Source organism: Pseudomonas marginalis, assembly GCF_024169655.1.
Taxonomy (GTDB): domain Bacteria; phylum Pseudomonadota; class Gammaproteobacteria; order Pseudomonadales; family Pseudomonadaceae; genus Aquipseudomonas; species Aquipseudomonas paraveronii.
This window is the reverse complement of record NZ_JALJWV010000001.1, coordinates 1,979,470-2,003,432: the sequence shown is the minus strand read 5'-3', so window position 1 is coordinate 2,003,432 and position 23,963 is coordinate 1,979,470. Positions and strand designations below refer to the sequence as shown.

The 23,963-nt window shown below is 60.5% G+C and carries 16 protein-coding genes, 2 tRNA genes, 2 rRNA genes and 1 pseudogene; 8 read left to right on the top strand and 13 right to left on the bottom strand.

All coding sequences use genetic code 11. The annotated features are described in order from the left end of the window. The first annotated feature begins 53 nt into the window (after nucleotides 1-53). On the top strand, nucleotides 54-1,322 hold the full coding sequence (gene codB, locus J2Y83_RS09120; protein ID WP_253394603.1) for a cytosine permease: 1,269 nt from the start codon (nucleotides 54-56) through the stop codon (nucleotides 1,320-1,322). Nucleotides 1,323-1,406: 84 nt separating this feature from the next. Further along, complete coding sequence (gene codA, locus J2Y83_RS09115) at nucleotides 1,407-2,642, top strand: cytosine deaminase (RefSeq protein ID WP_253394602.1); 1,236 nt, start codon at nucleotides 1,407-1,409, stop codon at nucleotides 2,640-2,642. A 53-nt stretch (nucleotides 2,643-2,695) separates the two neighbouring features. On the opposite strand, the gene J2Y83_RS09110 is transcribed toward codA, so the two are convergent. Further along, entirely contained in the window at nucleotides 2,696-3,700 is a 1,005-nt protein-coding gene (locus J2Y83_RS09110) for a diaminopimelate epimerase (RefSeq protein WP_253400362.1), read from the bottom strand. 352 nt (nucleotides 3,701-4,052) lie between these two features. Here J2Y83_RS09110 and J2Y83_RS09105 point away from each other — a divergent pair, with 352 nt between their 5' ends. Then, the gene (locus tag J2Y83_RS09105; protein ID WP_253394601.1) at nucleotides 4,053-5,204 is read left to right on the top strand and encodes an MFS transporter; all 1,152 of its coding nucleotides are present in this window, start codon (nucleotides 4,053-4,055) and stop codon (nucleotides 5,202-5,204) included. A gap of 554 nt (nucleotides 5,205-5,758) precedes the next feature. Here J2Y83_RS09105 and J2Y83_RS09100 read toward each other — a convergent pair. After that, complete coding sequence (locus tag J2Y83_RS09100) at nucleotides 5,759-6,598, bottom strand: hypothetical protein (RefSeq protein ID WP_253394600.1); 840 nt, start codon at nucleotides 6,596-6,598, stop codon at nucleotides 5,759-5,761. Between the two features lie 479 nt (nucleotides 6,599-7,077). Between J2Y83_RS09100 and J2Y83_RS09095 the strand changes: the two genes are divergently transcribed. Next, a complete protein-coding gene (locus J2Y83_RS09095; RefSeq protein WP_253394598.1) occupies nucleotides 7,078-8,904 on the top strand; it encodes a glycoside hydrolase family 15 protein in 1,827 nt (608 codons plus the stop codon). 175 nt (nucleotides 8,905-9,079) lie between these two features. Continuing rightward, nucleotides 9,080-9,331, top strand: a pseudogene (locus J2Y83_RS09090) (alpha/beta fold hydrolase); the annotation flags it as partial. On the opposite strand, the gene J2Y83_RS09085 reads toward J2Y83_RS09090, so the two are convergent. Next, on the bottom strand, nucleotides 9,328-10,296 hold the full coding sequence (locus J2Y83_RS09085; RefSeq protein WP_253394597.1) for a GlxA family transcriptional regulator: 969 nt from the start codon (nucleotides 10,294-10,296) through the stop codon (nucleotides 9,328-9,330). The pseudogene J2Y83_RS09090 and the gene J2Y83_RS09085 sit on opposite strands and share 4 nt — an antisense overlap. A gap of 89 nt (nucleotides 10,297-10,385) precedes the next feature. Here J2Y83_RS09085 and inhA point away from each other — a divergent pair, with 89 nt between their 5' ends. Further along, nucleotides 10,386-11,066 (top strand): isonitrile hydratase, encoded by a 681-nt coding sequence (gene inhA, locus J2Y83_RS09080; RefSeq protein WP_253394595.1) that lies wholly within the window; start codon nucleotides 10,386-10,388, stop codon nucleotides 11,064-11,066. A gap of 166 nt (nucleotides 11,067-11,232) precedes the next feature. After that, nucleotides 11,233-12,687 carry a mannose-1-phosphate guanylyltransferase/mannose-6-phosphate isomerase gene (locus J2Y83_RS09075; protein WP_253394593.1) on the top strand — a complete coding sequence of 485 codons (1,455 nt, stop codon included), beginning with the start codon at nucleotides 11,233-11,235 and terminating at the stop codon, nucleotides 12,685-12,687. Nucleotides 12,688-12,690: 3 nt separating this feature from the next. On the opposite strand, the gene J2Y83_RS09070 is transcribed toward J2Y83_RS09075, so the two are convergent. The 4 genes from J2Y83_RS09070 to J2Y83_RS09055 all read right to left on the bottom strand — a co-directional run bounded on the left by J2Y83_RS09070 (nucleotide 12,691) and on the right by J2Y83_RS09055 (nucleotide 17,076). Next, nucleotides 12,691-13,275, bottom strand: coding sequence for a DUF4174 domain-containing protein (locus tag J2Y83_RS09070; protein WP_253400361.1), 585 nt, complete (start codon nucleotides 13,273-13,275; stop codon nucleotides 12,691-12,693). Between the two features lie 164 nt (nucleotides 13,276-13,439). Continuing rightward, nucleotides 13,440-14,072: a glutathione S-transferase family protein gene (locus J2Y83_RS09065; protein ID WP_253394591.1), complete on the bottom strand. Its 633-nt coding sequence runs from the start codon at nucleotides 14,070-14,072 to the stop codon at nucleotides 13,440-13,442. A gap of 79 nt (nucleotides 14,073-14,151) precedes the next feature. Continuing rightward, complete coding sequence (locus J2Y83_RS09060) at nucleotides 14,152-16,509, bottom strand: DNA polymerase II (RefSeq protein ID WP_253394588.1); 2,358 nt, start codon at nucleotides 16,507-16,509, stop codon at nucleotides 14,152-14,154. A gap of 93 nt (nucleotides 16,510-16,602) precedes the next feature. Beyond that, the gene (locus J2Y83_RS09055; protein ID WP_253394586.1) at nucleotides 16,603-17,076 is read right to left on the bottom strand and encodes an SRPBCC family protein; all 474 of its coding nucleotides are present in this window, start codon (nucleotides 17,074-17,076) and stop codon (nucleotides 16,603-16,605) included. A 98-nt stretch (nucleotides 17,077-17,174) separates the two neighbouring features. Between J2Y83_RS09055 and J2Y83_RS09050 the strand changes: the two genes are divergently transcribed. Continuing rightward, nucleotides 17,175-17,576, top strand: a complete 402-nt coding sequence (locus tag J2Y83_RS09050) for a GFA family protein (protein ID WP_253394584.1) — start codon at nucleotides 17,175-17,177, stop codon at nucleotides 17,574-17,576. Between the two features lies 1 nt (nucleotide 17,577). Here J2Y83_RS09050 and mrdA read toward each other — a convergent pair whose 3' ends face one another. The 6 genes from mrdA to J2Y83_RS09020 all read right to left on the bottom strand — a co-directional run bounded on the left by mrdA (nucleotide 17,578) and on the right by J2Y83_RS09020 (nucleotide 23,894). After that, entirely contained in the window at nucleotides 17,578-19,470 is a 1,893-nt protein-coding gene (gene mrdA / locus J2Y83_RS09045; protein WP_253394582.1) for a penicillin-binding protein 2, read from the bottom strand. 229 nt (nucleotides 19,471-19,699) lie between these two features. After that, a complete protein-coding gene (locus tag J2Y83_RS09040; RefSeq protein ID WP_253394580.1) occupies nucleotides 19,700-20,080 on the bottom strand; it encodes a cupin domain-containing protein in 381 nt (126 codons plus the stop codon). 223 nt (nucleotides 20,081-20,303) lie between these two features. Continuing rightward, a 5S ribosomal RNA gene (gene rrf, locus J2Y83_RS09035) occupies nucleotides 20,304-20,419 on the bottom strand. Nucleotides 20,420-20,576: 157 nt separating this feature from the next. Further along, nucleotides 20,577-23,467, bottom strand: a 23S ribosomal RNA gene (locus tag J2Y83_RS09030). Between the two features lie 247 nt (nucleotides 23,468-23,714). Beyond that, nucleotides 23,715-23,790 (bottom strand) — tRNA-Ala (locus J2Y83_RS09025). A 27-nt stretch (nucleotides 23,791-23,817) separates the two neighbouring features. Beyond that, nucleotides 23,818-23,894 (bottom strand) — tRNA-Ile (locus tag J2Y83_RS09020). Nucleotides 23,895-23,963 lie beyond the last annotated feature (69 nt).

Here is a 23,963-nt window from a genome sequence, read left to right as displayed (position 1 = left end):
ATTGGCACGCGCGGTGCAATAGGCCTGCGTCACTCATTCAGGGAGCAAGGCACATGACGCAGCAAGAACCGGGCAACGATTACCCCCTCAGCGAAGTCCCGATGCATGCACGCAAGGGCCTGGCGTCCACCGCCATGGTGCTGCTGGGCTTTACCTTTTTTACCGCGACCATGTTTGCCGGCGGCAAGCTGGGCGTGGCGTTCAGTTTCGTCGACATGCTCGGCGTCGTGGCCTTGGGTAACCTGCTGTTGGGCATTTATGCCGCAGGCTTGGGTTACATCGCATTCAAGAGCGGCCTGAACTCGGTGTTGATGGGGCGCTTCTGTTTTGGCGAAGTCGGCAGCAAGCTCAGTGATTTGATCCTCGGTTTCACCCAGATCGGCTGGTACGCCTGGGGCACCGCTACCGCCGCCGTGGTGTTGGGCAAATATTTCGAGCTGAGCCAGGGCAACGTGCTGGTGCTGATGGTGCTGTTTGGCCTGCTGTTCTGCGCCACGGCCTACGTGGGCTATCGCGGGTTGGAGATTCTGTCCTACATCGCGGTGCCGGCCATGGGCATTCTGTTGTGCCTGTCGATGTGGGTCGCCACGGTGAAAGTCGGCGGGCTGCAGGGGTTGCTGGCGGTGGTGCCGACGTCGGAGCTGGACTTGTCGACGGCGATTACGCTGGTGTTCGGCACCTTTGTCAGCGGCGCGACCCAGGCCACCAACTGGACGCGCTTTTCGCGCTCGGCCAAGGTCGCGGTGCTCGCCAGCCTGATCGGTTTCTTTGTCGGCAACGGCTTGATGGTGCTGATCGGGGCTTATGGCGCCATCGTCTATCAACAGCCCGACGTGGTGGAGGTGTTGCTGCTGCAAGGCTTTGCCACGGCCGCGATGGCCATGTTGCTGCTCAATATCTGGAGCACTCAGGACAACACCATCTACAACTTCGCCGTGGCCGGTTGCAACCTGCTGCGCACCCGCCGCCGCAAGACAGTCACCCTGGCCGGTGCGGTGATTGGCACGCTGCTGGCGTTGCTCGGCATGTACGACATGCTGGTGCCGTACCTGATCCTGCTGGGCACGGTGATTCCACCGATTGGTGGGGTGATCATGGCGGACTTCTTCTATCGCTATCGCGGCCGCTACCCGCGCCTGGCCGAGGCGCGCCTGCCCGCGTTCAACTGGCCGGGGCTGACGGCCTACGCCGTGGGCACCGTACTGGCGTTCAATTCGCCCTGGGTGGCACCGCTGGTGGGGATCGTGGCCGCGTCGCTGACCTACATGCTACTCAGCGCCGTACTGCGCGGGCGGGCAGCGTTGGCTGACGTCCAGGCATGATACCGACCCTCGACGCCCGGTTTCACCAAAATGGTAACCTGGCGGCCGCCTGCCTGATTGATTTTAGCCAAGAGGAACTTGCCCATGCACATCATCAACGCCCGCCTGCGCAACCGTGAAGGCCTGCATGATCTGCACCTGGAACACGGCCGGATCGCCAGCATCACGCCGCAAACGACAGCGCTCACGGCCGCGCCCGACGACCTCGACGCCGCCGGCAACCTGGTGATACCGCCCTTCGTCGAACCGCACATCCACCTCGACGCCACCCTCACCGCCGGCGAACCGCGCTGGAACATGAGCGGCACCCTGTTCGAAGGGATCGAGTGCTGGGGCGAACGCAAAGCCACCATCACCCACGAAGACACCAAGGCCCGCGCCAAAAAAACCATCCAGGCCCTCGCCGCCCATGGCATCCAGCACGTGCGCACCCACGTCGACGTCACCGACCCGAACCTCACCGCGCTCAAAGCCATGCTCGAAGTGCGCGAAGACAGTACGCACCTGATCGACCTGCAAATCGTCGCTTTTCCCCAGGAGGGCATCGAGTCATACCGCAACGGCCGCGAGTTGATGGAGGAAGCCATTCGCCTGGGCGCCGACGTGATCGGCGGCATCCCTCACTTTGAATACACCCGCGACCAAGGCGTGAGTTCGGTGAAGTTCCTGATGGACCTGGCCGAACGCAGCGGCTGCCTGGTGGACGTTCACTGCGACGAAACCGACGACCCGCACTCACGCTTCCTCGAAGTGCTGGCCGAAGAAGCCCGCAGCCGCGACATGGGCGCCCGCGTCACCGCCAGCCACACCACGGCCATGGGCTCCTACGACAACGCCTACTGCGCCAAACTGTTCCGCCTGCTCGGGCATTCCGGTATCAGCTTTGTCTCCTGCCCCACCGAAAGCATTCACCTGCAAGGGCGCTTCGACAGCTTCCCGAAACGGCGCGGCGTGACCCGCGTCAACGAGCTGCTGGAAGCCGGCATGAACGTGTGCTTCGGCCAGGACTCCATCGTCGATCCCTGGTACCCCCTGGGCAACGGCAACATCCTGCGGGTGCTCGAAGCCGGGTTGCACATCTGCCACATGCTCGGTTACCGCAACCTGCAAAGCGCGCTGGACCTAGTCACGGACAACAGCGCCAAGGCCATGGCCCTCGGTGATCGCTACGGCCTGGAGCCCGGCCGGCCGGCCAATCTGTTGATCCTTTCGGCAGACAGCGACTACGAGGTGATTCGCAGCCAGGGCCTGGCGCTGTACTCGATCCGCAACGGCAAGGTATTGATGAAGCGCCAGCCCGCGCAGGTGGCGTTTTTGTAGAACGCGGGGGGCGACGATCGAATCGAGTACGCTGTGTTTGCGACTCGAATCGATCAGCCGCGCGGCCCTGCCTCGATCTGCGCCCGTGCAGCCCCGAACAGGCTGACGCTCAGCACTGTCTCAGCCTGCGTCTGCAACCGAACCGGCACCGTACCGCCCGGCATCACCACCGCGACCTCCGCGCCCTCGACCCAACCAGCGCGCCACGCCGCGCACGCCACGGCACAGGCGCTGGTCCCGGAGGATGCCGTCGGCCCCTCTCCCCGCTCGAACACCCGCGCGAGTACTCGATTGCCGGACGCCCGGGCGGCCCATTGCAAATTGACCCCGGCCACGCAGGGCTGGCCACGCCCGGCAGGTGGCGCAAATGCAATCGCCTGCAATGGCTCGAACAGCGCGGGCTGGAGCATCGGCTGATTGTCCGGCAGTGCAGCGGCCTGCGTCACCAACGTCACACAATGGGGGTTGCCCACCCGGACAAACTGGCTGCGCGTCCATTGCGGGTTGATTGCCGCCAGCGCGGGCACATGGCTGAACGCACAACCCTCGGCGACAAGCGGGTCTACGCCCACCGCGCCGACCGCCAGCGGGCCGAACGCCGGCTGCCCCAAGGCCAGCCAGAACCCGCGAACCTGCTCGTACAGCGCCGGCTCCACATAAGTCGCCAGCGGCGACCTCGCATCCGGTTTGTCGTGATGCACCCGCAGCTCGCAGCCCTGCGTCATCAAACCCTGATCGCTCAGCGCCTGGGCAAAGATGGTCAGACCATTGCCACTGCGCTCCGCGAGGGAGCCGTCCGTGTTGACGATCAACAGATCAAACGGCGGCGCCGCCTGAAACGGTCCCACCAACAACCCATCACACCGGTGCGCCTTGGCACCGGCCGGACGCGGCGAAAGCCCCCAGCCACATTCGGCGGCAATCGCCGGCAGTGCCCACGCGTCCCGCCTGCTCGCCGCGAGCGCTGCATTGTCGGGCACCTCGACACCGTGGCGGCGCAAACAGGCCGGGCTGACCACCCCATAGATATTGCCGCGGGCATCGTAGAACCGGGTCATGTTGTCGCCTGCCTGAAAGTCCTTCATCGCTTCGTCCGTCAAGTCACCTGCACACAGAAGCAGCAGCGTATTACAGAACGGTCGACGTGTGGGAAGTGGTCTGGAAGGTGCGTCATCCGCCGCAAGAAGCCTGGGGTTCAGCAATTCTCACGGGGATTACGCACCTTCCAGAACACCTCCTACAGCGCGATGACCTCTAGGTGGCTGCGAGCGGCCAGAGCGTTCCGTGATGGAGAAAATAAAATCCGCAGTCGGCGTGAACCCCGCGCGAACCTGGCTCGCTCGCTGGGGCCTGATGTGCAAGGATGTCGCGCCGGACATCGTTCGCTGAACGCAAAACCAAGGATTTTCCATGACTGCCATCCCCACCCCAGCGCCCGTGGTTCCCGGGCGGCTGGAGCAAATGTCGACCCGTATTGCCTTCTTCATCGCCGGCTTCAGCATCGCTGCCTGGGCACCGCTGGTGCCGTATGCCAAGGCCCGCGCCCAACTCAACGAGGGCACCCTGGGCCTGTTGCTGTTGTGCCTGGGCGTCGGATCAATCATCGCCATGCCGATGGCCGGCGCACTGGCCTCTCGTTATGGTTGCCGGCGCGTACTGAGCGCCGGGACGATTCTGCTCTGTCTGGCCCTGCCCATGCTGGCCACCGTCAGTTCGATCCCACTGCTGATCGCCGCTCTGTTCCTGTTCGGCGCGGGCCTGGGCACGGTCGATTCCACGGTCAACCTGCAAGCGGTAATCGTTGAGCGCGCCAGCGGCAAAACCATGATGTCGGGCTTCCACGGGTTGTTCAGCCTGGGGGGCATCGTCGGTGCCGCGGGGGTCTCCGGGCTGCTGGGGTTGGGGTTTTCGCCGCTGCAGGCGACTCTGGTGGTGATCGTCATCATGGCGCTGGCGCTGCTCAAGGCCGGCCCGCATTGGTTGCCCTACGGCAGTGAAAGCTCAGGGCCGCCGTTTGCCATTCCCCATGGCGTGGTGCTGTTTATCGGTTGCTTGTGTTTCATCGTATTTTTGGCCGAAGGCGCCGTGCTCGACTGGAGCGCGGTGTTCCTCAGCGCTGAACGCGGCCTGGATGAAGCCTATGCCGGCCTGGGTTATGCAGCCTTTGCCCTGACCATGACCGCCGGCCGTCTGAGCGGTGACCGGATTGTGCGTCGACTGGGAGCTGCGCGGGTGATCGTCGCAGGCGGAACGCTGGCGGCGGCCGGGATCTTCCTCGCCACCCTGTCGCCAGCCTGGGAAATGTCTCTGCTGGGCTACGCATTGGTCGGCGCCGGCTGCTCAAATATCGTCCCGGTACTCTACTCCGCGGTCGGCAAGCAGACCGTCATGCCGGAACACATTGCCGTGCCGGCCATCACCACCCTCGGGTATGCCGGCATTCTGGCCGGGCCTGCGGTGATCGGCTTCATTGCCCATGGCAGCAGCCTGGCGACCGCCTTCCTGCTGATCGGGGGATTGCTGGCAGCGGTGGCGGTCAGCGGCAAAATACTGCGGGTATGAACAAAAGACATGAGCGGCCTGAATCCTTCAAGTAGCTCATGCACGCCTGATCGCTTTTTCTCTGCCTTATCGTTTTCCCGGGCAGAACGGTACAACGGCTAGCCTAAATGCCGGTCGGCGTTATTGGCGGGACGGCAGGACAACTTGCTCCATAAACCGGCGAGCGTTGAAAGCACTGGGTTGGACACCGGTTCTTCCATGAGCGCTCGAGAACCTTTATCGAAATCTTCGGCAGTGGGCGCCCTGAAGCTGAACTTCGGCGACGACGTGAGGTTGAGCGCCTGCGAACGGGATTTGCTTTGGACTCCGGCTTCCCGTGCAGGTATCGCCAAGGTCGCAACAGTGTATTGGGAGGGTTGAGATTCAAATGATGTCGGATTCATCGTCCACACCTGATTCGGTAGATGAAGACACCAATAGCCATTCAACGGCTGAAGGCAATGTCCTCGTGGTAAAACCTCGCAAGCGGTTCCTGCCTGGTTGAAGTGGTGCTTCCTGCTCAACACGCTCGCCAACCTATGCCGCGGGTGACGCGGCATTCGGCTGTGCCAGAGTTAACGCAGCAGTTTCAGCAATTCGCGTCGCGAAATCTTGCCGTCACGCTGCCACTCGTCAACGTTATCCATCCGCCCCTGCAGAATCGAACGGGACATGACTTCCTTGGCCAATTGGATGAGATGGTCAGTGGAGGGTTTGCCCGTCAATGGTTGCGCCGCGAGTTCTTTGAGCTTGTCGAGCTTTATGGTGTCGCCTCGGCTGCTCCCCTTCAACTGATGGAAATGGCCGAGCATTTCTTTGACCAGTTGTTTGTCGTCTTTGAGTTTAAAGGGGTTATCTGAACCAATGAGGCTCAGAATATCGTCCTTGGACAAGCGACCATCCGAAGCCCCGGTACTCATGTTTCGATCGAGCGCCCGCAGCAGATCGGGACGCCGCATCAGTTCCTTCGCCAGCCGAATATTGGCGTCCATCTGGGGATTACCGGTCAACGGTCGATTGGCCATTTGTTTCACGCTTTCGAGCGTGACTTTCCGCGAATACTGTCCCCCCTTGAACGCGCCATAATTGCTCAGCAGCGCCTGGGCCAGTTGTTGGTTGCTTTGCTTCGAGTAATACGGGTCCGGCCGCTCGGGAGTTGGGCGCGGAGGTGGGCCTGGGTTCGGGCGCACAGCATCAGGCAGCGGACGTGGCGGCGGCCCCGGGTGAAAATGACCGTGGCCAAAGTGCGGGCGTGACGCCGCGCTGCCGAATGCCGAGCCGAAGTGATACGAATCCCAGAACGAGCTCTGGCTGGCTGACGAGGTCGTAGACCACTCGGCAGTGGACATGTGGCCTCTGAGAGACTTCTCATCAGAGGAATGAGCGACAGACTGATGGAATACTGATACCGACATTTAGTTCTCCAGTTCGGTTTGATCAGACGCCTTACCTCACCGTCCCAGCCGCCCAACGATCGACAAATCGTAAAGGAAACCAGCGGAAGCAGGCTTATCCTGTGTGGCAGAACTGTGGGAGTCGGTTCCTGAGAGAGCTGAAAGTTTCCAACTGCCGGGTAGGAAGAGCATCTGCCGGGATAAGGAACTCATCCCCCTCCCAAGCGGTTTCGGCGCAACCCGCCCCATCGCCGGGGTCGGCGTAAAGGCTCAGTCATCAAGAGCGTGCTCAATCGGCGAATGCCCGCCGGCTGAGCTGACGGGCTTTTTTACGTGAACTTGTGCGGTGCCCTGCCAGTCAGCTAACTGAACGCAACTCAAAGGTCGGTAGCTGATGCATTTCTCGCTGGAGCAACAAGTCGCTTGGGTCACCGCTGCCCGTTCTGGCAGCACCTTGTTTATCGAGGGCGGCTTGCGCCTTTTCCCGGAGTATCGCGGCAATGGTTGATTTCAAGAACGAGCCTCAGAGCGCCATCGATGCCCACGGCATCATCGGCGACATGCGCAGTGCCGCACTGGTGAACGACAAGGGCAGCATCGACTTTTTCTGCTGGCCTGAGTTCGACAGCCCCTCGATTTTCTGCGCGCTCCTCGACACCCCCGACGCCGGCATTTTCCAACTGACACCGGACCTGCCCAACGCCCGCCGCGAGCAGATCTACCTGCCCGACACCAACGTGCTGCAAACCCGCTGGCTCAGCGATGACTCCGTGGTGGAAATCACTGACTTTTTGACCATCAGTGAGGAGATCGACGACCTGCCCCTGTTGATTCGCCGCGTGCGTGCGGTCAGCGGCCGGGTGACGATCCACCTGCGCTGCGCCGTGCGTCACGACTATGCGCGCACGCCCACCCATGCCAGCCTCGACAACGGCACCGTGTGTTTCGCCGCCGACGGCCAGCCCGGCCTGCGCCTGTCGAGCAGCCACCCCATGCAGATAGACGACAACGCCGCAGTGGCCAGCTTCGTCCTGGCCCAGGAAGAAGGCGCCGAATTCGTCCTCGGCGGGCAAGACGACCCACGCGTCGACAGCAGTTGCACCGACCTGGCGCTGGCGCATAGCTTGAAATTCTGGCGAGGTTGGATCGCGCAATCGAACTACCGCGGGCGCTGGCGCGAAATGGTCAATCGCTCGGCCCTGGCCCTGAAACTTTTGACCTCGCGCAAGCATGGCGCGATCATCGCCGCCGCCACCTTCGGCCTGCCGGAATCGCCCGGCGGCGAGCGCAACTGGGACTACCGCTACACCTGGATACGCGACGCCTCGTTCACGGTCTACGCCTTCATGCGCCTGGGTTTTGTCGAAGAGGCCAATCACTACATGCGCTGGCTCAGAGGCCGGGTCAGCGACTGCAGCGACCAGCCCGCCAAGATCAACATCCTGTATGGCATCGACGGCCGCCAGGAACTGCCGGAAGCCCAACTGACGCACTTGCGCGGGCATGGCGGTGCGACGCCGGTGCGTATCGGCAACGAGGCGTTCGACCAGGTTCAACTGGACATCTACGGCGAGTTGATGGACGCGGTTTACCTGGTCAACAAATACGGCGAAGCCATTTCCCACGAAGGCTGGAAACACACGGTCGAGCTCGCGGATCAGGTCTGCGACATCTGGAACCGCAAAGACGTGGGTATCTGGGAGATGCGCGGCGAGCAGCACCACTTCCTGCATTCGCGACTGATGTGCTGGGTCGCGCTGGACCGTGCGATTCGCCTGGCGTCCAAGCGCTCGCTACCGGCGCCGTTCGCGCGCTGGGACCAGACGCGCCAGGCGATCTACGCGGATATCTGGGGTAACTTCTGGAACGAAGAACGCGGGCACTTTGTGCAGCATACCGGCAGCACCGCGCTGGACGGGTCGATGCTGCTGATGCCGCTGGTGCGCTTCGTCGCCGCCACCGATCCGCGCTGGCTCTCGACCCTCGCAGCGATCCAGAAAAGCCTGGTGCGCGACGGCATGGTCTATCGCTATCGCAACGACGACAGCCAGATCGACGGCCTGCCAGGCACCGAAGGCGCGTTTGCCGCCTGCTCGTTCTGGTACGTCGAATGCCTGGCCCGCGCCGGGCAGGTGGAAAAGGCGCATCTGGAGTTTGAACAGTTGCTGCGGTATGCCAACCCGCTGGGGTTGTACGCCGAAGAGTTCGACAACCAGGCGCGGCACTTGGGCAATATGCCTCAGGCGTTGAGCCATTTGGCGCTGATCAGCGCAGCGACGTTTCTGGACCGCAAATTGAGCGGCGAGAAGACGGTGTGGCAACCTTGAACGCCAACGCTGGCGGTGAGTCAGCCAACCTGGATGCAGGACACACTTGATCCTCGACGCTCTCAGACTTGTGGCTTGAGCGGATCGGCACTAGTTTCATCAGCAATCATCGCCCAGCCGACAGGAGCCCACCATGCGCATCGCCCCTCCGCTGCTTCACATACGCACCTCTATGCTCATGTACGCGCCGGGCGATCCCGCACTGGCGTCCATCGAACAGGCGCTGGCGCTGCAACCGACGATCACGGTGCCGACGATTTCGCTGTGCGGCGCCGACGATGGCGTAGGCCCCCCGCCGCTGGAGGATGAAGACGCGCAGCACTTCAGCGGCGTCTATCGGCGGCAGGTGCTGCCCGGCGTGGGCCACAATATTCCCCAGGAAGCGCCGCAAGCGACCCTTGCGGCGCTCCTGGAATTACTCGCCTAGGCCACTGGCGAAAAGCGCTCGCGATAGGCCTGCGGCGTCACTGACAAGACCCGCAGGAAGCTGCGCCGCAAGGTCTCTTCGCAGCCGAACCCGCACTGCACGGCGATGCGTTTGATCGATGCGCTGCTGTCCGCCAGTTGCCGGCGGGCGCTTTCAACGCGGATCAACTCGACCGCGCGCGCCGGGGTCTGGCCGGTTTCGGCGCGGTAATGGCGCACGAAACTGCGCTCGCTCATGCCGGCCTGGGCGGCCAGGGTAGCGAGGTTCAGGTCGAGGGTCAGGTGTTCCGCGATCCACGCGTGCAACTCGGCGAAGCGGCTGTCGCCTTTTTGTAATGATAAGGTCACGCTGAATTGCGATTGCCCCCCGGGACGCTTGAGGAACACCACCAGGTGCCGCGCCACTTCCAGGGCCACGGCACGCCCCAGGTCTTCTTCCACCAGGGCCAGACACAGGTCGATACCGGCGGTCACTCCGGCCGACGTCCACACCGCGCCCTGCTGGATGAAAATCGGGTTGGACTCCACCGTCAGCGCCGGGAATTTGCGCGCCAGCTCTTCACAGCGCGTCCAATGGGTCGCCACGCGGCAGCCGTCGAGCAAGCCACTGGCCGCCAACAGAAAAGCCCCGGTACACACCGACGCCATACGCCGGGTGTGCCGGGCTTTTTCGCGCACCCAGTCCACCAGCGCCGGATCTTCGGCGGCGCCGTACACGCCCCAGCCGCCGGCGATGATCAGGGTGTCGCAAGGCGTGTCGACGGCCGGCAACGGCTCGGCCACCAGCGCCAGGCCGGCAGAGGTCATCACCGGCGCTGCCTGGGCGGCGATCACCGAGACCGCGTAGGGCAACGGCGCACCGCGCTGGCGCGCCAGGTCGTTGGCCGAGGCGAACACCTGCAAAGGCCCGGTCACGTCGAGCACTTGGGCATTATCAAAAGCGAGTACGTAAATGAGTCGAGGCATGATTGGCGTGATATGTGGGTTCAATGGCGTATTCGCCAAAGCCTAGGCCTCTAGAGTGAAGCCGTCCACCCTTTATCGGAGCTTCGTTCATGACCTTGCAGATCGGCTTTTTGTTGTTCCCCGGCATCCAACAACTCGACCTCACCGGCCCCTATGACGTATTGGGTTCGTTGCCGGATGTGAAATTGCACCTGGTGTGGAAAGACCTGGCGCCGGTCACATCCAGCACCGGGTTGGTGTTCACGCCGACCATGACCTACGCCGATTGCCCGCACCTGGATGTGCTCTGCGTCCCCGGCGGCAGCGGCGTCGGCCCGTTGATGGAAGACCCGCAGACCCTCGACTTCCTCAAGGCCCAGGCGCTCACCGCGCGTTATGTCACCTCGGTGTGCACCGGTTCGCTGGTGCTCGGTGCAGCCGGCTTGCTGCGCGGTCGCAAGGCCACCACCCATTGGGCCTACCACGACCTGCTCGCCCCGCTCGGCGCCATCCCGGTTCAGGCGCGCGTGGTGCGTGACGGCAACCTGTTCACTGGCGGCGGGATTACCGCAGGGATCGACTTCGCCCTGACCCTGGCGGCTGAGCTGTACGACGAAGCGACCGCGCAACTGGTGCAGTTGCAGATCGAATACGCACCGGCGCCGCCGTTCAATTCAGGCCGGCCGGATACCGCGCCCACGTCTGTGCTGGAAGAAGCCAACAAGCGCACGACCGAGTCGCGCAAGGTCCGGGGCGAGATCACTGCGCGGGCGGCAGCTCGACTGGGTTGACACGCGTCGCCGTTCAGCGCGGGCAGGCGCGCTGAACACCTGCCTGATGCTCAACACGTCGCAGTTGCCGCTGCGCGGCTAGTCGCCGATGATGCGGGTCAGCGCGATTGCGATCACACTTGATCCCAAAGGCGTGGGCCGTCCTTTCCACCCAAGAAGTCCATTGATGAATACCCACGACGGATTAATTCCCTGCATCATTTCCGGCGGTTCGGGTACCCGACTGTGGCCAGTGTCCCGACAGAACATGCCCAAGCCGTTCATGCACATGCGCGATGGCCAGAGCCTGCTGCAGAAAACCTTCCTGCGCGCCAGCCGCCTGCCCGGTGTGGAAAGCGTGCTCACCGTCACCAACCGTGACCTGCTGTTTCGCACCCTGGATGACTACCGTCTGGTGAACAACGCACAACTGCGCCTGGACTTGTTGCTGGAGCCCTTCGGCCGCAACACGGCAGCGGCGATTGCCGTGGCGGCGCTGCATGTGCAGGAGCACTTTGGCGACGACGCCCCGTTGCTGGTGATGCCCGCCGACCATTTGATCCTCAATGAAACCGCGTTTGCCGTGGCCGTGAGCCAGGCCCGCGAGCTGGCCGAAGCCGGCTATCTGGTGACCTTTGGTATTGAGCCTGATCGCCCCGAAACCGGCTTCGGCTATATCGAACAAGGTGCCGCGCTGGGTGTGGGAAACCGGGTCAACCGCTTTGTCGAAAAACCCGACCTCGCCACCGCGCAAGGCTACCTCGACGGCGGCAAGCACCTGTGGAACGCCGGCATATTCTGCTTCAAGGCCAGCACCCTGGTGAACGAGCTGACCACCCACGCCCCGCAGGTGCTGGCGGCCGCCAAGGCTGCGCTGGCGCACAGCCAGAGCCTGCAGAATACAACCTCGCGCCAGCGTGAACTGGATGCCAAAGGCTTCGGCCACGCACCGGACCTGTCCATCGACGTGGCGCTGATGGAGAAGTCCGCGCAGGTGGCCGTGGTGCCCTGTGACATTGGCTGGAGCGATATCGGCTCCTGGGAAGCGCTGCGCCAGCTCACCCCCAGCGATGCCCAGGGCAACCAGGTCAATGGCGAAGCGATTCTGCATGACGTACACAACTGCTACATCGACTCGCCCAAGCGCGTACTCGGCGCGGTGGGCGTGCGCGATCTGATCATCGTCGACACCGCCGACGCCCTGCTGATCGCCGATGCCAATCGCAGCCAGGATGTGCGCCACATCGTGGCCGAGCTCAAGCGCCAGAACCATCCGGCGTACAATCTGCACCGCACAGTGACGCGACCATGGGGCACCTACACCGTGCTGGAGGAAAGTGCGCGCTTCAAGATCAAGCGCATTGTGGTCAAGCCGCTGGCGTCACTGTCGTTGCAGATGCATCACCACCGCAGCGAACACTGGGTGGTGGTCAGCGGTACCGCACAGATCACCAATGGCGAGCGGGAATTGCTGATCAACGCCAACGAGTCCACCTACATTCCGGCCGGGCACAAACACCGCCTGACCAACCCCGGCATCATCGAGTTGGTGATGATCGAGGTGCAGAGCGGCGAGTACCTGGGCGAAGACGACATTGTGCGTTTTGACGATATCTACGGGCGCGCGCCCGCAGAAGGATAGGCCTCAGTCATCCAATGGCTGAGGGGCCGGTTTGCTGCCAGGTTTTGCCGGTTTGGCGGGCTTGGCGCCCTTGGCCGGAGCGGGTGCGACAGGTTCGGGCTCTGCAGCGGCAGCCGCTTCTTTCTCGGCCATCGGCATCTGATCGATGGCGCTAAAGAAGTCCTTCAAGTCGAGGGCATCCGGTGGCACGGTCTTCTCAACTTTCTTCTCACCATCCTTGCCCACCAGGATCACTTTGGTGCCGCTGCCAGCGCCTAATTTGAGGGCGCGGATCAGCGCGTTGGTTTCAGGCGGTGTGAGCTTCTTGTTGTCCTTCGGGTCTTTGGCGAACATCTCCCCTTCGGCACCGATGCTGCCGAACTTCACGGTGTACAACACCATGCCGCGCTCTTCAAAGGACTGCTTGGTGGCGGGCTCGTCCAGCTGTTTCTTGAGCTTGACCAATGTTTCATTGCCGGAATCAAGCTCCACCACCACCAGCGGCCGGGCTTTGCCCAAATCCTGCTTGAGCGGGTTGATATCAGCAGCAGCCAACAGCGGCCCCGTAAAAGCCATCAAGGTAGCCAGGGTCAGCGACCGGATGAGCATGCGCACCTCCTTTGAATTCCATGCAGGGTTCTTGAGTTTCATGTCTGCGACAGCCAAATTCAAGGATGATTCCTACACCACCTTGAGAAAGCGTAGGCCAGGACGCCGGCTACGCAAGGGATGGGGCGGTTTGGCGGCCATTGTTTCTTTTGGTTGCCGAAACATTAAGAGACCTCCCACTCCGGCCAATGCCGAGCAAACACAGGCGCCACGAGCGGATCGGCATCCACCCTGTCCAGGGTCTGCGCAAACGCCGGCCGCGAGGCGTGCAGCGCTTCTCGCGCCGCATCCCAGCGCGACACCGCCGCCGCCATGATGCCCAGGGCATTCGGCTGCTGATCGGCGGCGAACAATTGGTCGGCAAACTGATCGGCGAACACCAACCAGGCCCGGTGCAGGTAGCAGCGCGTGCCGCTGATCAATTGTGCTTGCGCGGCCTCATCGGCGTCGCCCAGCCAGCGTGTCGGGTAGTCAATGATGCCGATTGCCGAGTAGCAATTGGCGGCGATGTACACCAGGCCGCGGAGGATCTGGCCGCGGTTGCCGGCGAGTAGGTTGGCGGCAGGGAATTCCAGGCCCAGGTGGATCAGGATCGCCGCGCTTTCGGTCAGCACCTGGCCATCGGGGGTTACCAGCGTGGGGATCTGTTTGAGCGGGTTGATACGCGCGAGCGCTTCGCTGCCCTCGCCGTCCTGCCAGGAGCTGGCGTCTACCCGATGCCATGGCACCGCGCAACGCTGCAGAGCAATTTCGATCATGCATGAGCCGGAGTCGTCGGTGCCATAGAGCGTGTACATGGGGTTTCCTCCTTGGTGTCGCGTAGCAATTGCCGAGCACGCCAACAGCGTAGACGCTCACCCGCGCGAGGCAAACAGTTTAGAACAGGCCCATTTGCCCGCCGACCAGGGTACCGAAGTCGTCATTCACAAACGGCAGGATCGCATCGGCCACAGGCTGCAATTGCCGGGTGACGTAGTGGTCATAGTCGATCGGGGCCTGGCGCACTTCCAGCGGTTCCGGGCCGTTGACGCTGATCACATAGCTGATCCAACCGCCGCGCTGGTACTGGCGCGGGCGGTTCATGCCGTCGTTGTAGTCGTCGGCCAGGCGCGCGGCGCGCACGTGGGGCGGGACGTTGCGCTCGTAGTCGTCCAACCGCCGGCGCAGGCGCTTGCGGTAGATCAGCAGCTCGTCGAATTCGCCGCTCAAGGTGCGCCGCACGTAGTCGCGCACGTAATCCTGATAGGGCTGGCGGTGGAAGATACGATGGTAGAGCTCCTGCTGGAATTGCCGGGCCAGGGGCGACCAGTCGCTGCGCACGGTTTCCAGGCCTTTGTAGACCATTTCTTCGCTGCCATCGCCGCGCACCACCAACCCGGCGTAACGTTTCTTGCTGCCCTCCTCGGCGCCGCGAATGGTCGGCATGAGGAAGCGCGTGAAGTGGGTTTCGTATTGCAACTCCAGGGCGCTGTGCAGGCCGAATGCGGTGTGCAAATGCGCGCGCCACCAATCGTTGACGTGCTGCACCAGCGCCTGGCCGATGCGGCTGGCGTCCTCTTGGGAATGCGCGCTGCCGAGCCAGACGAAAGTGGAATCGGTGTCGCCGTAGATCACTTCATAGCCCTGGGCTTCGACCAGTTCGCGGGTCTGGCGCATGATCTGATGGCCGCGCAGGGTGATCGACGACGCCAGGCGCGTATCGAAGAACCGGCAACCGCTGGAACCGAGTACGCCGTAGAAGGCGTTCATGATGATTTTCAGCGCTTGGGACAACGGTGCATTGTGTTCGCGCTTGGCCTCTTCGCGGCCTTCGGAGATGCGCGCGACGATGGCGGGCAGGCAGTGTCGGGTACGGGAAAACCGGGCGCCGCGAAAGCCTTCCACCGACGCGCTGTCATCGGGGTGCTTGAGGCCTTCGACCAGGCCCACCGGATCAATCAGGAAGCTGCGGATAATCGACGGGTAGAGGCTTTTGTAGTCCAGCACCAACACCGATTCGTAGAGGCCGGGGCGCGAATCCATGACAAACCCGCCGGGGCTGGCCTGGGGCGGTTTGTCGCCCAGGTTCGGCGCGACGAAGCCTTGGCGGTGCATCAGCGGCAGGTACAGGTGGGTGAATGCGGCCACGGAGCCACCGTTGCGGTCGGCCGGCAAGCCGGTGACACTGGCCCGTTCCAGCAGGAACTTAAGCAGCTCGGTCTTCTCGAAAATCCGCGTGACCAGTTCGCAGTCCTTGAGGTTGTAACGCGCCAGGGCCGGCTTGTCCTCGGCGAACATGCGGTTGATTTCGTCCATGCGCTGGTAGGGCGTGGAGATGTCTTTGCCTTCGCCGAGCAGGGTTTGCGCGACGTTTTCCAGGCTGAAGGATTCAAAACTCCAGGTGGCCGAGCGCAGCGCTTCAATACCGTCGATGATCAGCCGCCCCGCCGCGGCCGCGAAGTAATGATTGCGGCTGCCGTGTTCGCGCCAGGTCATGGGCTCTTCGCCACGGCCGAGCAGAAGCGGCACGTTGAGGCGCTGGGCGTGTTCGTGGAGCACGCGCAGGTCGAACTGCACCACGTTCCAGCCGATGATCGCGTCGGGGTCATGCGTGGCCAGCCATTGGTTGAGGCGTTCGAGCAATTGGCCACGGGTGTCGCAGTAGTCGAGCTTGAAGTCCACCGCATCGGTTTTGTTCGGCGGGCCGAGCATGTACACCTGGCGCTCGCCGCAGCCTTCGAGGGCGATGGAATACAGATCGCCCTGGGCGGTGGTCTCGATGTCCAGGGACACCAGTTTGAGCGGCGGGCGATAGTCGGGCGCGGGTTTCATCTGCGCGTCGAGCAGCGCGCCCGTGGCGTCGGGCGTGCCGTCGAACCACACGGGGGCGGTGATGAAACGCTCCATCATGTAACGCTCGGGCGGGCGCACGTCACCTTCGTAGACATCGACACCGGCGGCGCGCAGGCGCTTTTCCAGGTCCATCAGTTGCCGATGCTGGCGGGTGTAGAGGCCCAAGACCTTGCGGTGATGGAAATCGCACAGCTCCAGCGGGCGCAATTCGATATCGCGCTCGCCCTTGAGCAGCCAATCCAGCGGTTTGCGATGGGCTTCGGGGATGAACATCACCGAGCTTTGCACGGGGAGGCGGATGAACCTCGGCCCCTGGTCGGTGGCCAGCCAGAAGCTGACCTGCGTCCCCGCCGGGGTATCGCGCCAATGCCGGGTCAGGACAAAACCCTGCTGTAAATCCACCGTGCCGCACCTCAGGAATCACTTTCAGGGCGTGATTCTACCCGGCATCCGGCCAAACGCGGCACGTTAACGCGCACACAGCGCGCAATCGCCTCAGGCGATGCCTTGGTGGAAGTGGCTCAGGTAGCCTTCGATATTGCGCATTTGCTCGTCCCATCCGCGGGAATTCATTTTGAAGGCTTTCAGGCGGCGGGCTTCGGGCACTGCGTCGAAGCCGGATTCAACAACCCGCAGCAAAATGCCCGGGGCGCGGTCTTCAACGGTGAACTCCACCAGCGTCGGTGTTTCCTTGTCGTAGTCGATGCCTTTTTCTACGGCGAAGGGGTGCCACGAGAACGAAAACCGCGTCTGCGGCAAGATGTGTTCGATCCTGGCCTTCCAGATCACGTGTTCGTAACCTGGGTAAGTGATCGGCGCTTCGATCGTTTCCCCGGCGACAAAGGTCTTGCCCTTGAGGGCGATGCCAAACCAGCGGCCGAATTGCTCGGCATCGGTGAGCGCCTCCCACACCTTTTTGCGTGGAGCGTTCAGTAGGACTTTCCGTTCGATTCGATCTGATACGTGCATACGTCACCTCCTCCATTGACAGTAGGCGACATCGACCAATGCGCAACCTTGGGTTCTGCGCGATGATGATGCCCCCATTGTTGACCCGGCCATAGGTTATGACTGACCCGTTGAATGGAAGTTGCTTGTGTAAAGCCGTGCGCTACCAGGTGGACAGCCTGGACATGCCCATCAGCCACTGCCACTGCGATAGCTGCCGCAAGGCGCATGCGGCGGCGTTTGTGAGCACCGCAGGCGTGATGCGTGAACATTTTCGCTGGACGCAGGGCGAGGAACTGTTGGCGGCCTTCGAATCTTCGCCAGGCAAATTCAGGCGCTTCTGCTCCCGCTGTGGCTCACATCTGATGGCCGAGCGTGGGCATCAGCCCCATGTGATTGTGCGGGTGGCGACGCTGGACGATGATCCGGGTGTCAGGCCCACCGCGCATATCTGGACGGCCCATGATGTGCCGTGGCTGGCACATGAGGGCGTGGCGCAGTGGGACGAATGGCAGGTGTGAGTCAGACGTGGGGATCGCCGGGGGCTTTGCTCGGCGTCGCATATTGCGGCTTCAGGTGGCCTTCGTGGTCGAGCAGCCAGGCGTCCATGATCTGGCGCACCACCGGGCCTGCGACCCGGCCACCGGCCTCGCCGTTTTCGATCATCACCGAAATCACGATTTGAGGGTGCTCCGCCGGCGCAAACCCGACAAACAGCGCGTTGTCACGGTGGCGCTCCAGGGTTTTGTCGCGGTTGTAGCGCTCACCCTGCTTGATCGCCACCACCTGCGCGGTACCACTCTTGCCGGCAATCCGGTATTGAGCACCCTGCGCGGCCGCCCGGGCGATCCCGCGGGGATCGTGCATCACCAGTTGCATCCCGTGGTTGACCTGTTCCCAGTCACGCGGGTCCTTGAGGACCACGTTGGGCATCGGGTGCTCGTCCACTGGCGCCACGCCGTTGATCGTCTTGGCCAGGCGCGGTCGATTCCACACGCCTTTATTGGCAATCAACGCGGTGGCCTGGGCCAATTGCAGCGGCGTGACCTGCATATAACCCTGGCCGATGCCGAGGATCACCGTTTCGCCCGGGAACCAGGGTTGGCGCCGTGTCGCGCGCTTCCAGGCCTGGGACGGCATCAGGCCAGCTGACTCCTCGAACATGTCCAGGGAGACTTTCTGGCCCAGGCCGAATTCGGCCAGGTAGTCATGCAGGCGGTCGATGCCCAGCTTGTGGGCCAGGTCGTAAAAATAGGTGTCGTTGGAGCGCATGATGGCCGCGTCCATATCCACCCAACCATCACCGCTGTGGTTCCAGTTGCGGTATTTGTGGTCAAAGTCGGGCAATTGGTAGTAACCGGGGTCGAACACACGGGTCTGGGCGGTCACTACCCCGCTGTCGAGACCCGCGATGGCCACTTCCGGCTTGATGGTCGAGCCCGGCGCATAGAGACCGCGCAGGACCCGGTTGAACAGCGGACGGTCGATAGAATCATGCAGGGCGGCATATTCCTTGAAACTGATGCCGGTGACGAACAGGTTGGGGTCGAAGCTGGGCTTGCTGACCATGGCCAGTACTTCGCCGGTTTGCGGGTCGAGGGCCACCACGGAGCCACGGCGATCGCCCAGGGCTTCTTCAGCCGCTTCCTGGAGTTTGACGTCGAGGCTCAGCACGATGTTTTTGCCGGGGATCGGGTCGGTATGCTTGAGCACGCGCAGTACGCGTCCCTGGGCGTTGGTCTCGACTTCTTCATAGCCGACATGGCCATGCAGCTCTGACTCGTAGAACCGCTCGATGCCAGTCTTACCGATGGACTGCGTGCCGCGGTACTCCACCGAGTCGAGGGTCTTGGATTCTTTTTCGTTGATGCGGCCAACGTAACCGATGGAGTGAGCGAAGTGCGCGCCCAGGGGATAGTGGCGAACAAATTGCGGTTCGACGTCTACGCCGGGCAGGCGGAATTCGTTGACGGCGAGTTCGGCGATCTGTTCTTCGGTCAGCTCATAAAACAACGTAACCGGCACAAAAGGATGCCGCGCCTGCTTCAGCGCCTTGTCGAACACGGCGCGGTCTTCTGCTGGTAGGTGCAGCAGACTGACGATCGCGTCCAGCTCGCCCTTGAGGTCGGTGGTGCGCTCGCGGGTGATGATCAGGTTGTAACTTGGGCGGTTGTCAGCCAGCACAACGCCGTTGCGGTCGTAGATCAAGCCACGAGTCGGCGTGATGGGCAGTACGTGGACACGGTTGTTTTCAGAAATCGTCGAGTGATAGTCGAATTGCACGACCTGCAGAAAATACAGGCGGCCCACCAGGGCGCAGGTGATGCCGATCACCAACAAGGCGCAGGCGAGCAGGCGTTTGTTGACCAGGCGGTTTTCGTTTTCGTGGTCTTTGATCGGTATCGGTTCAGGCATTTCTACAGCATCTCGTTGAAAAAGGTCGACGCCGCGTCCTGCGGATGAAAGATCAATCCTTGTGAAAATGTGCTGAACCATAGCAAAAATGCAGAAACACTTTGCATCGATTTCCCAAACGGTAGCCTGGAAGGGCCTTGTGGTGCCGTTGAGTCAGGCGGCACCGAGCATCGGGGGATGAGGCCACTGTTGCCAGATGACGACGGTGGCCTCGAACAGCAGATGGATTTCAGATCCACTGGTCGTTCATGGCGGTGCGGTCTCCCCCTTCATGGCCGGTGTTCAAGATGCCGCGAGGTTCGATCATCATCAGTTTGGCTTCGCCTTCGGCGGCCGTCCGGTGTTCTATTGCGCGAGGAACGACATACAACTCCCCCGGCGCCACATACACGGGACCTTCCGGAAGGTCGATACGCAGTATCCCTTCAAGCACGAGAAACGCCTCGTCGGTTTCTGGATGTGAGTGCCAGATGAACTCGCCTTCGATGCGTACAACCTTGAACTGGTAGTCGTTCATCTCGGCTACGACTCTCGGGCTCCACTGTTCACTGATGAGCGAAGCCTTTTGCGCGAGATTTACAGGTTGTGCTGAGTGCTGTTGCTGAGCCATGACCAATCCTCTGGTAGGTGAGAATTGTCAGGCTATCGAAGGAAGGGTCAACCGTTCTTGTATGATCTTGCAGCTTGAAGATCGCGGCACAAATGCTCAAAGGACCTTTACTAAACCACGGCAAGGACGCACTGAAGACTATCGCGATGAGCCTCTTCGCACTTTCCAAGCGCCCAAAACAAAACCCCTGTCTGCGTAAGCAAACAGGGGTTCTGGAATTTAATCTTGACGATGACCTACTCTCACATGGGGAAACCCCACACTACCATCGGCGATGCATCGTTTCACTGCTGAGTTCGGGATGGGATCAGGTGGTTCCAATGCTCTATGGTCGTCAAGAAATTCGGGTACTGAGTCGTGACCAGTTGGCCTCGCTTCAGCAAATTGGGTATGTGATAGCTTTCGGTGTTTTGTAAGAGTCGAACTTTCGGTTCGTTTCGTCTTCACACACCGCAATCTGATGCTCTTTCGAGTAGTCAAATTGCTTGGGTGTTATATGGTCAAGCCTCACGGGCAATTAGTATTGGTTAGCTCAACGCCTCACAGCGCTTACACACCCAACCTATCAACGTCGTAGTCTTCGACGGCCCTTCAGGGGACTCAAGGTCCCAGTGAGATCTCATCTTGAGGCTAGTTTCCCGCTTAGATGCTTTCAGCGGTTATCTATTCCGAACATAGCTACCCGGCAATGCCACTGGCGTGACAACCGGAACACCAGAGGTTCGTCCACTCCGGTCCTCTCGTACTAGGAGCAGCCCCTCTCAAATCTCAAACGTCCACGGCAGATAGGGACCGAACTGTCTCACGACGTTCTAAACCCAGCTCGCGTACCACTTTAAATGGCGAACAGCCATACCCTTGGGACCGGCTTCAGCCCCAGGATGTGATGAGCCGACATCGAGGTGCCAAACACCGCCGTCGATATGAACTCTTGGGCGGTATCAGCCTGTTATCCCCGGAGTACCTTTTATCCGTTGAGCGATGGCCCTTCCATACAGAACCACCGGATCACTAAGACCTACTTTCGTACCTGCTCGACGTGTCTGTCTCGCAGTCAAGCGCGCTTTTGCCTTTATACTCTACGACCGATTTCCGACCGGTCTGAGCGCACCTTCGTACTCCTCCGTTACTCTTTAGGAGGAGACCGCCCCAGTCAAACTACCCACCATACACTGTCCTCGATCCGGATAACGGACCTGAGTTAGAACCTCAAAGTTGCCAGGGTGGTATTTCAAGGTTGGCTCCACGCGAACTGGCGTCCACGCTTCAAAGCCTCCCACCTATCCTACACAAGCAAATTCAAAGTCCAGTGCAAAGCTATAGTAAAGGTTCACGGGGTCTTTCCGTCTAGCCGCGGATACACTGCATCTTCACAGCGATTTCAATTTCACTGAGTCTCGGGTGGAGACAGCGCCGCCATCGTTACGCCATTCGTGCAGGTCGGAACTTACCCGACAAGGAATTTCGCTACCTTAGGACCGTTATAGTTACGGCCGCCGTTTACCGGGGCTTCGATCAAGAGCTTCGCGTTAGCTAACCCCATCAATTAACCTTCCGGCACCGGGCAGGCGTCACACCCTATACGTCCACTTTCGTGTTTGCAGAGTGCTGTGTTTTTAATAAACAGTCGCAGCGGCCTGGTATCTTCGACCGGCATGAGCTTACGGAGCAAGTCCTTCACCCTCACCGGCGCACCTTCTCCCGAAGTTACGGTGCCATTTTGCCTAGTTCCTTCACCCGAGTTCTCTCAAGCGCCTTGGTATTCTCTACCCAACCACCTGTGTCGGTTTGGGGTACGGTTCCTGGTTACCTGAAGCTTAGAAGCTTTTCTTGGAAGCATGGCATCAACCACTTCGTCATCTAAAAGATAACTCGTCATCAGCTCTCGGCCTTAGAATCCCGGATTTACCTAAGATTCCAGCCTACCACCTTAAACTTGGACAACCAACGCCAAGCTGGCCTAGCCTTCTCCGTCCCTCCATCGCAATAACCAGAAGTACAGGAATATTAACCTGTTTTCCATCGACTACGCTTTTCAGCCTCGCCTTAGGGACCGACTAACCCTGCGTCGATTAACGTTGCGCAGGAAACCTTGGTCTTTCGGCGTGGGTGTTTTTCACACCCATTATCGTTACTCATGTCAGCATTCGCACTTCTGATACCTCCAGCAAGCTTCTCAACTCACCTTCACAGGCTTACAGAACGCTCCTCTACCGCATCACCTAAGTGATACCCGTAGCTTCGGTGTATGGTTTGAGCCCCGTTACATCTTCCGCGCAGGCCGACTCGACTAGTGAGCTATTACGCTTTCTTTAAAGGGTGGCTGCTTCTAAGCCAACCTCCTAGCTGTCTAAGCCTTCCCACATCGTTTCCCACTTAACCATAACTTTGGGACCTTAGCTGACGGTCTGGGTTGTTTCCCTTTTCACGACGGACGTTAGCACCCGCCGTGTGTCTCCCATGCTCGGCACTTGTAGGTATTCGGAGTTTGCATCGGTTTGGTAAGTCGGGATGACCCCCTAGCCGAAACAGTGCTCTACCCCCTACAGTGATACATGAGGCGCTACCTAAATAGCTTTCGAGGAGAACCAGCTATCTCCGAGCTTGATTAGCCTTTCACTCCGATCCACAGGTCATCCGCTAACTTTTCAACGGTAGTCGGTTCGGTCCTCCAGTTAGTGTTACCCAACCTTCAACCTGCCCATGGATAGATCGCCCGGTTTCGGGTCTATTCCCAGCGACTAGACGCCCTATTAAGACTCGCTTTCGCTACGCCTCCCCTATTCGGTTAAGCTCGCCACTGAAAATAAGTCGCTGACCCATTATACAAAAGGTACGCAGTCACCTAACAAGTAGGCTCCCACTGCTTGTACGCATACGGTTTCAGGATCTATTTCACTCCCCTCTCCGGGGTTCTTTTCGCCTTTCCCTCACGGTACTAGTTCACTATCGGTCAGTCAGTAGTATTTAGCCTTGGAGGATGGTCCCCCCATATTCAGACAAAGTTTCTCGTGCTCCGTCCTACTCGATTTCATGACTAAGAGATTTTCGCGTACAGGGCTATCACCCACTATGGCCGCACTTTCCAGAGCGTTCCGCTAATCTCAAAGCCACTTAAGGGCTAGTCCCCGTTCGCTCGCCACTACTAAGGGAATCTCGGTTGATTTCTTTTCCTCAGGGTACTTAGATGTTTCAGTTCCCCTGGTTCGCCCCTTACACCTATGTATTCAGTGTAAGGTAACCATCTTATGATGGCTGGGTTCCCCCATTCAGACATCTCCGGATCAAAGTCTGTTTGCCGACTCCCCGAAGCTTTTCGCAGGCTACCACGTCTTTCATCGCCTCTGACTGCCAAGGCATCCACCGTATGCGCTTCTTCACTTGACCATATAACCCCAAGCAATCTGGTTATACTGTGAAGACGACATTCGCCGAAAATTCGAATTTCTCAATTAAGAGAACTCACAAATTTTACCTTAGCCTGATCCGTTACCAGTGAAAGTAACGTTCAGTCTATCTTTCTATCACATACCCAAATTTTTAAAGAACGATCTAATCAAAGACTAGAAATCAACATTCACCATCATCACGATGGAATGCTCATTTCTAAGCTTTCAAACTTCAGAAGCAGTAGTGGTGGAGCCAAACGGGATCGAACCGTTGACCTCCTGCGTGCAAGGCAGGCGCTCTCCCAGCTGAGCTATGGCCCCGTATTTCTACAGGTTCCCACACAAAATTGGTGGGTCTGGGCAGATTCGAACTGCCGACCTCACCCTTATCAGGGGTGCGCTCTAACCAACTGAGCTACAGACCCAATTTCGGGCTGCTTCTTATCGTCTTCTTCAATGAATCAAGCAATTCGTGTGGGAACTTATGGAGCAGC

Bases quoted from the DNA above. Each gene is read 5' to 3' on its own strand.
- inhA (WP_253394595.1), top strand. From the start codon at position 10,386: ATGACCTTGCAGATCGGCTTTTTGTTGTTCCCCGGCATCCAACAACTC.
- J2Y83_RS09070 (WP_253400361.1), bottom strand. From the start codon at position 13,275: ATGCTCATCCGGTCGCTGACCCTGGCTACCTTGATGGCTTTTACGGGG.
- J2Y83_RS09065 (WP_253394591.1), bottom strand. From the start codon at position 14,072: ATGTACACGCTCTATGGCACCGACGACTCCGGCTCATGCATGATCGAA.
- J2Y83_RS09085 (WP_253394597.1), bottom strand. From the start codon at position 10,296: ATGCCTCGACTCATTTACGTACTCGCTTTTGATAATGCCCAAGTGCTC.
- J2Y83_RS09050 (WP_253394584.1), top strand. From the start codon at position 17,175: ATGACTGACCCGTTGAATGGAAGTTGCTTGTGTAAAGCCGTGCGCTAC.
- J2Y83_RS09040 (WP_253394580.1), bottom strand. From the start codon at position 20,080: ATGGCTCAGCAACAGCACTCAGCACAACCTGTAAATCTCGCGCAAAAG.
- J2Y83_RS09105 (WP_253394601.1), top strand. From the start codon at position 4,053: ATGACTGCCATCCCCACCCCAGCGCCCGTGGTTCCCGGGCGGCTGGAG.
- J2Y83_RS09110 (WP_253400362.1), bottom strand. From the start codon at position 3,700: ATGACCCGGTTCTACGATGCCCGCGGCAATATCTATGGGGTGGTCAGC.
- J2Y83_RS09055 (WP_253394586.1), bottom strand. From the start codon at position 17,076: ATGCACGTATCAGATCGAATCGAACGGAAAGTCCTACTGAACGCTCCA.
- J2Y83_RS09095 (WP_253394598.1), top strand. From the start codon at position 7,078: ATGGTTGATTTCAAGAACGAGCCTCAGAGCGCCATCGATGCCCACGGC.
- mrdA (WP_253394582.1), bottom strand. From the start codon at position 19,470: ATGCCTGAACCGATACCGATCAAAGACCACGAAAACGAAAACCGCCTG.
- J2Y83_RS09100 (WP_253394600.1), bottom strand. From the start codon at position 6,598: ATGTCGGTATCAGTATTCCATCAGTCTGTCGCTCATTCCTCTGATGAG.
- codB (WP_253394603.1), top strand. From the start codon at position 54: ATGACGCAGCAAGAACCGGGCAACGATTACCCCCTCAGCGAAGTCCCG.
- codA (WP_253394602.1), top strand. From the start codon at position 1,407: ATGCACATCATCAACGCCCGCCTGCGCAACCGTGAAGGCCTGCATGAT.
- J2Y83_RS09075 (WP_253394593.1), top strand. From the start codon at position 11,233: ATGAATACCCACGACGGATTAATTCCCTGCATCATTTCCGGCGGTTCG.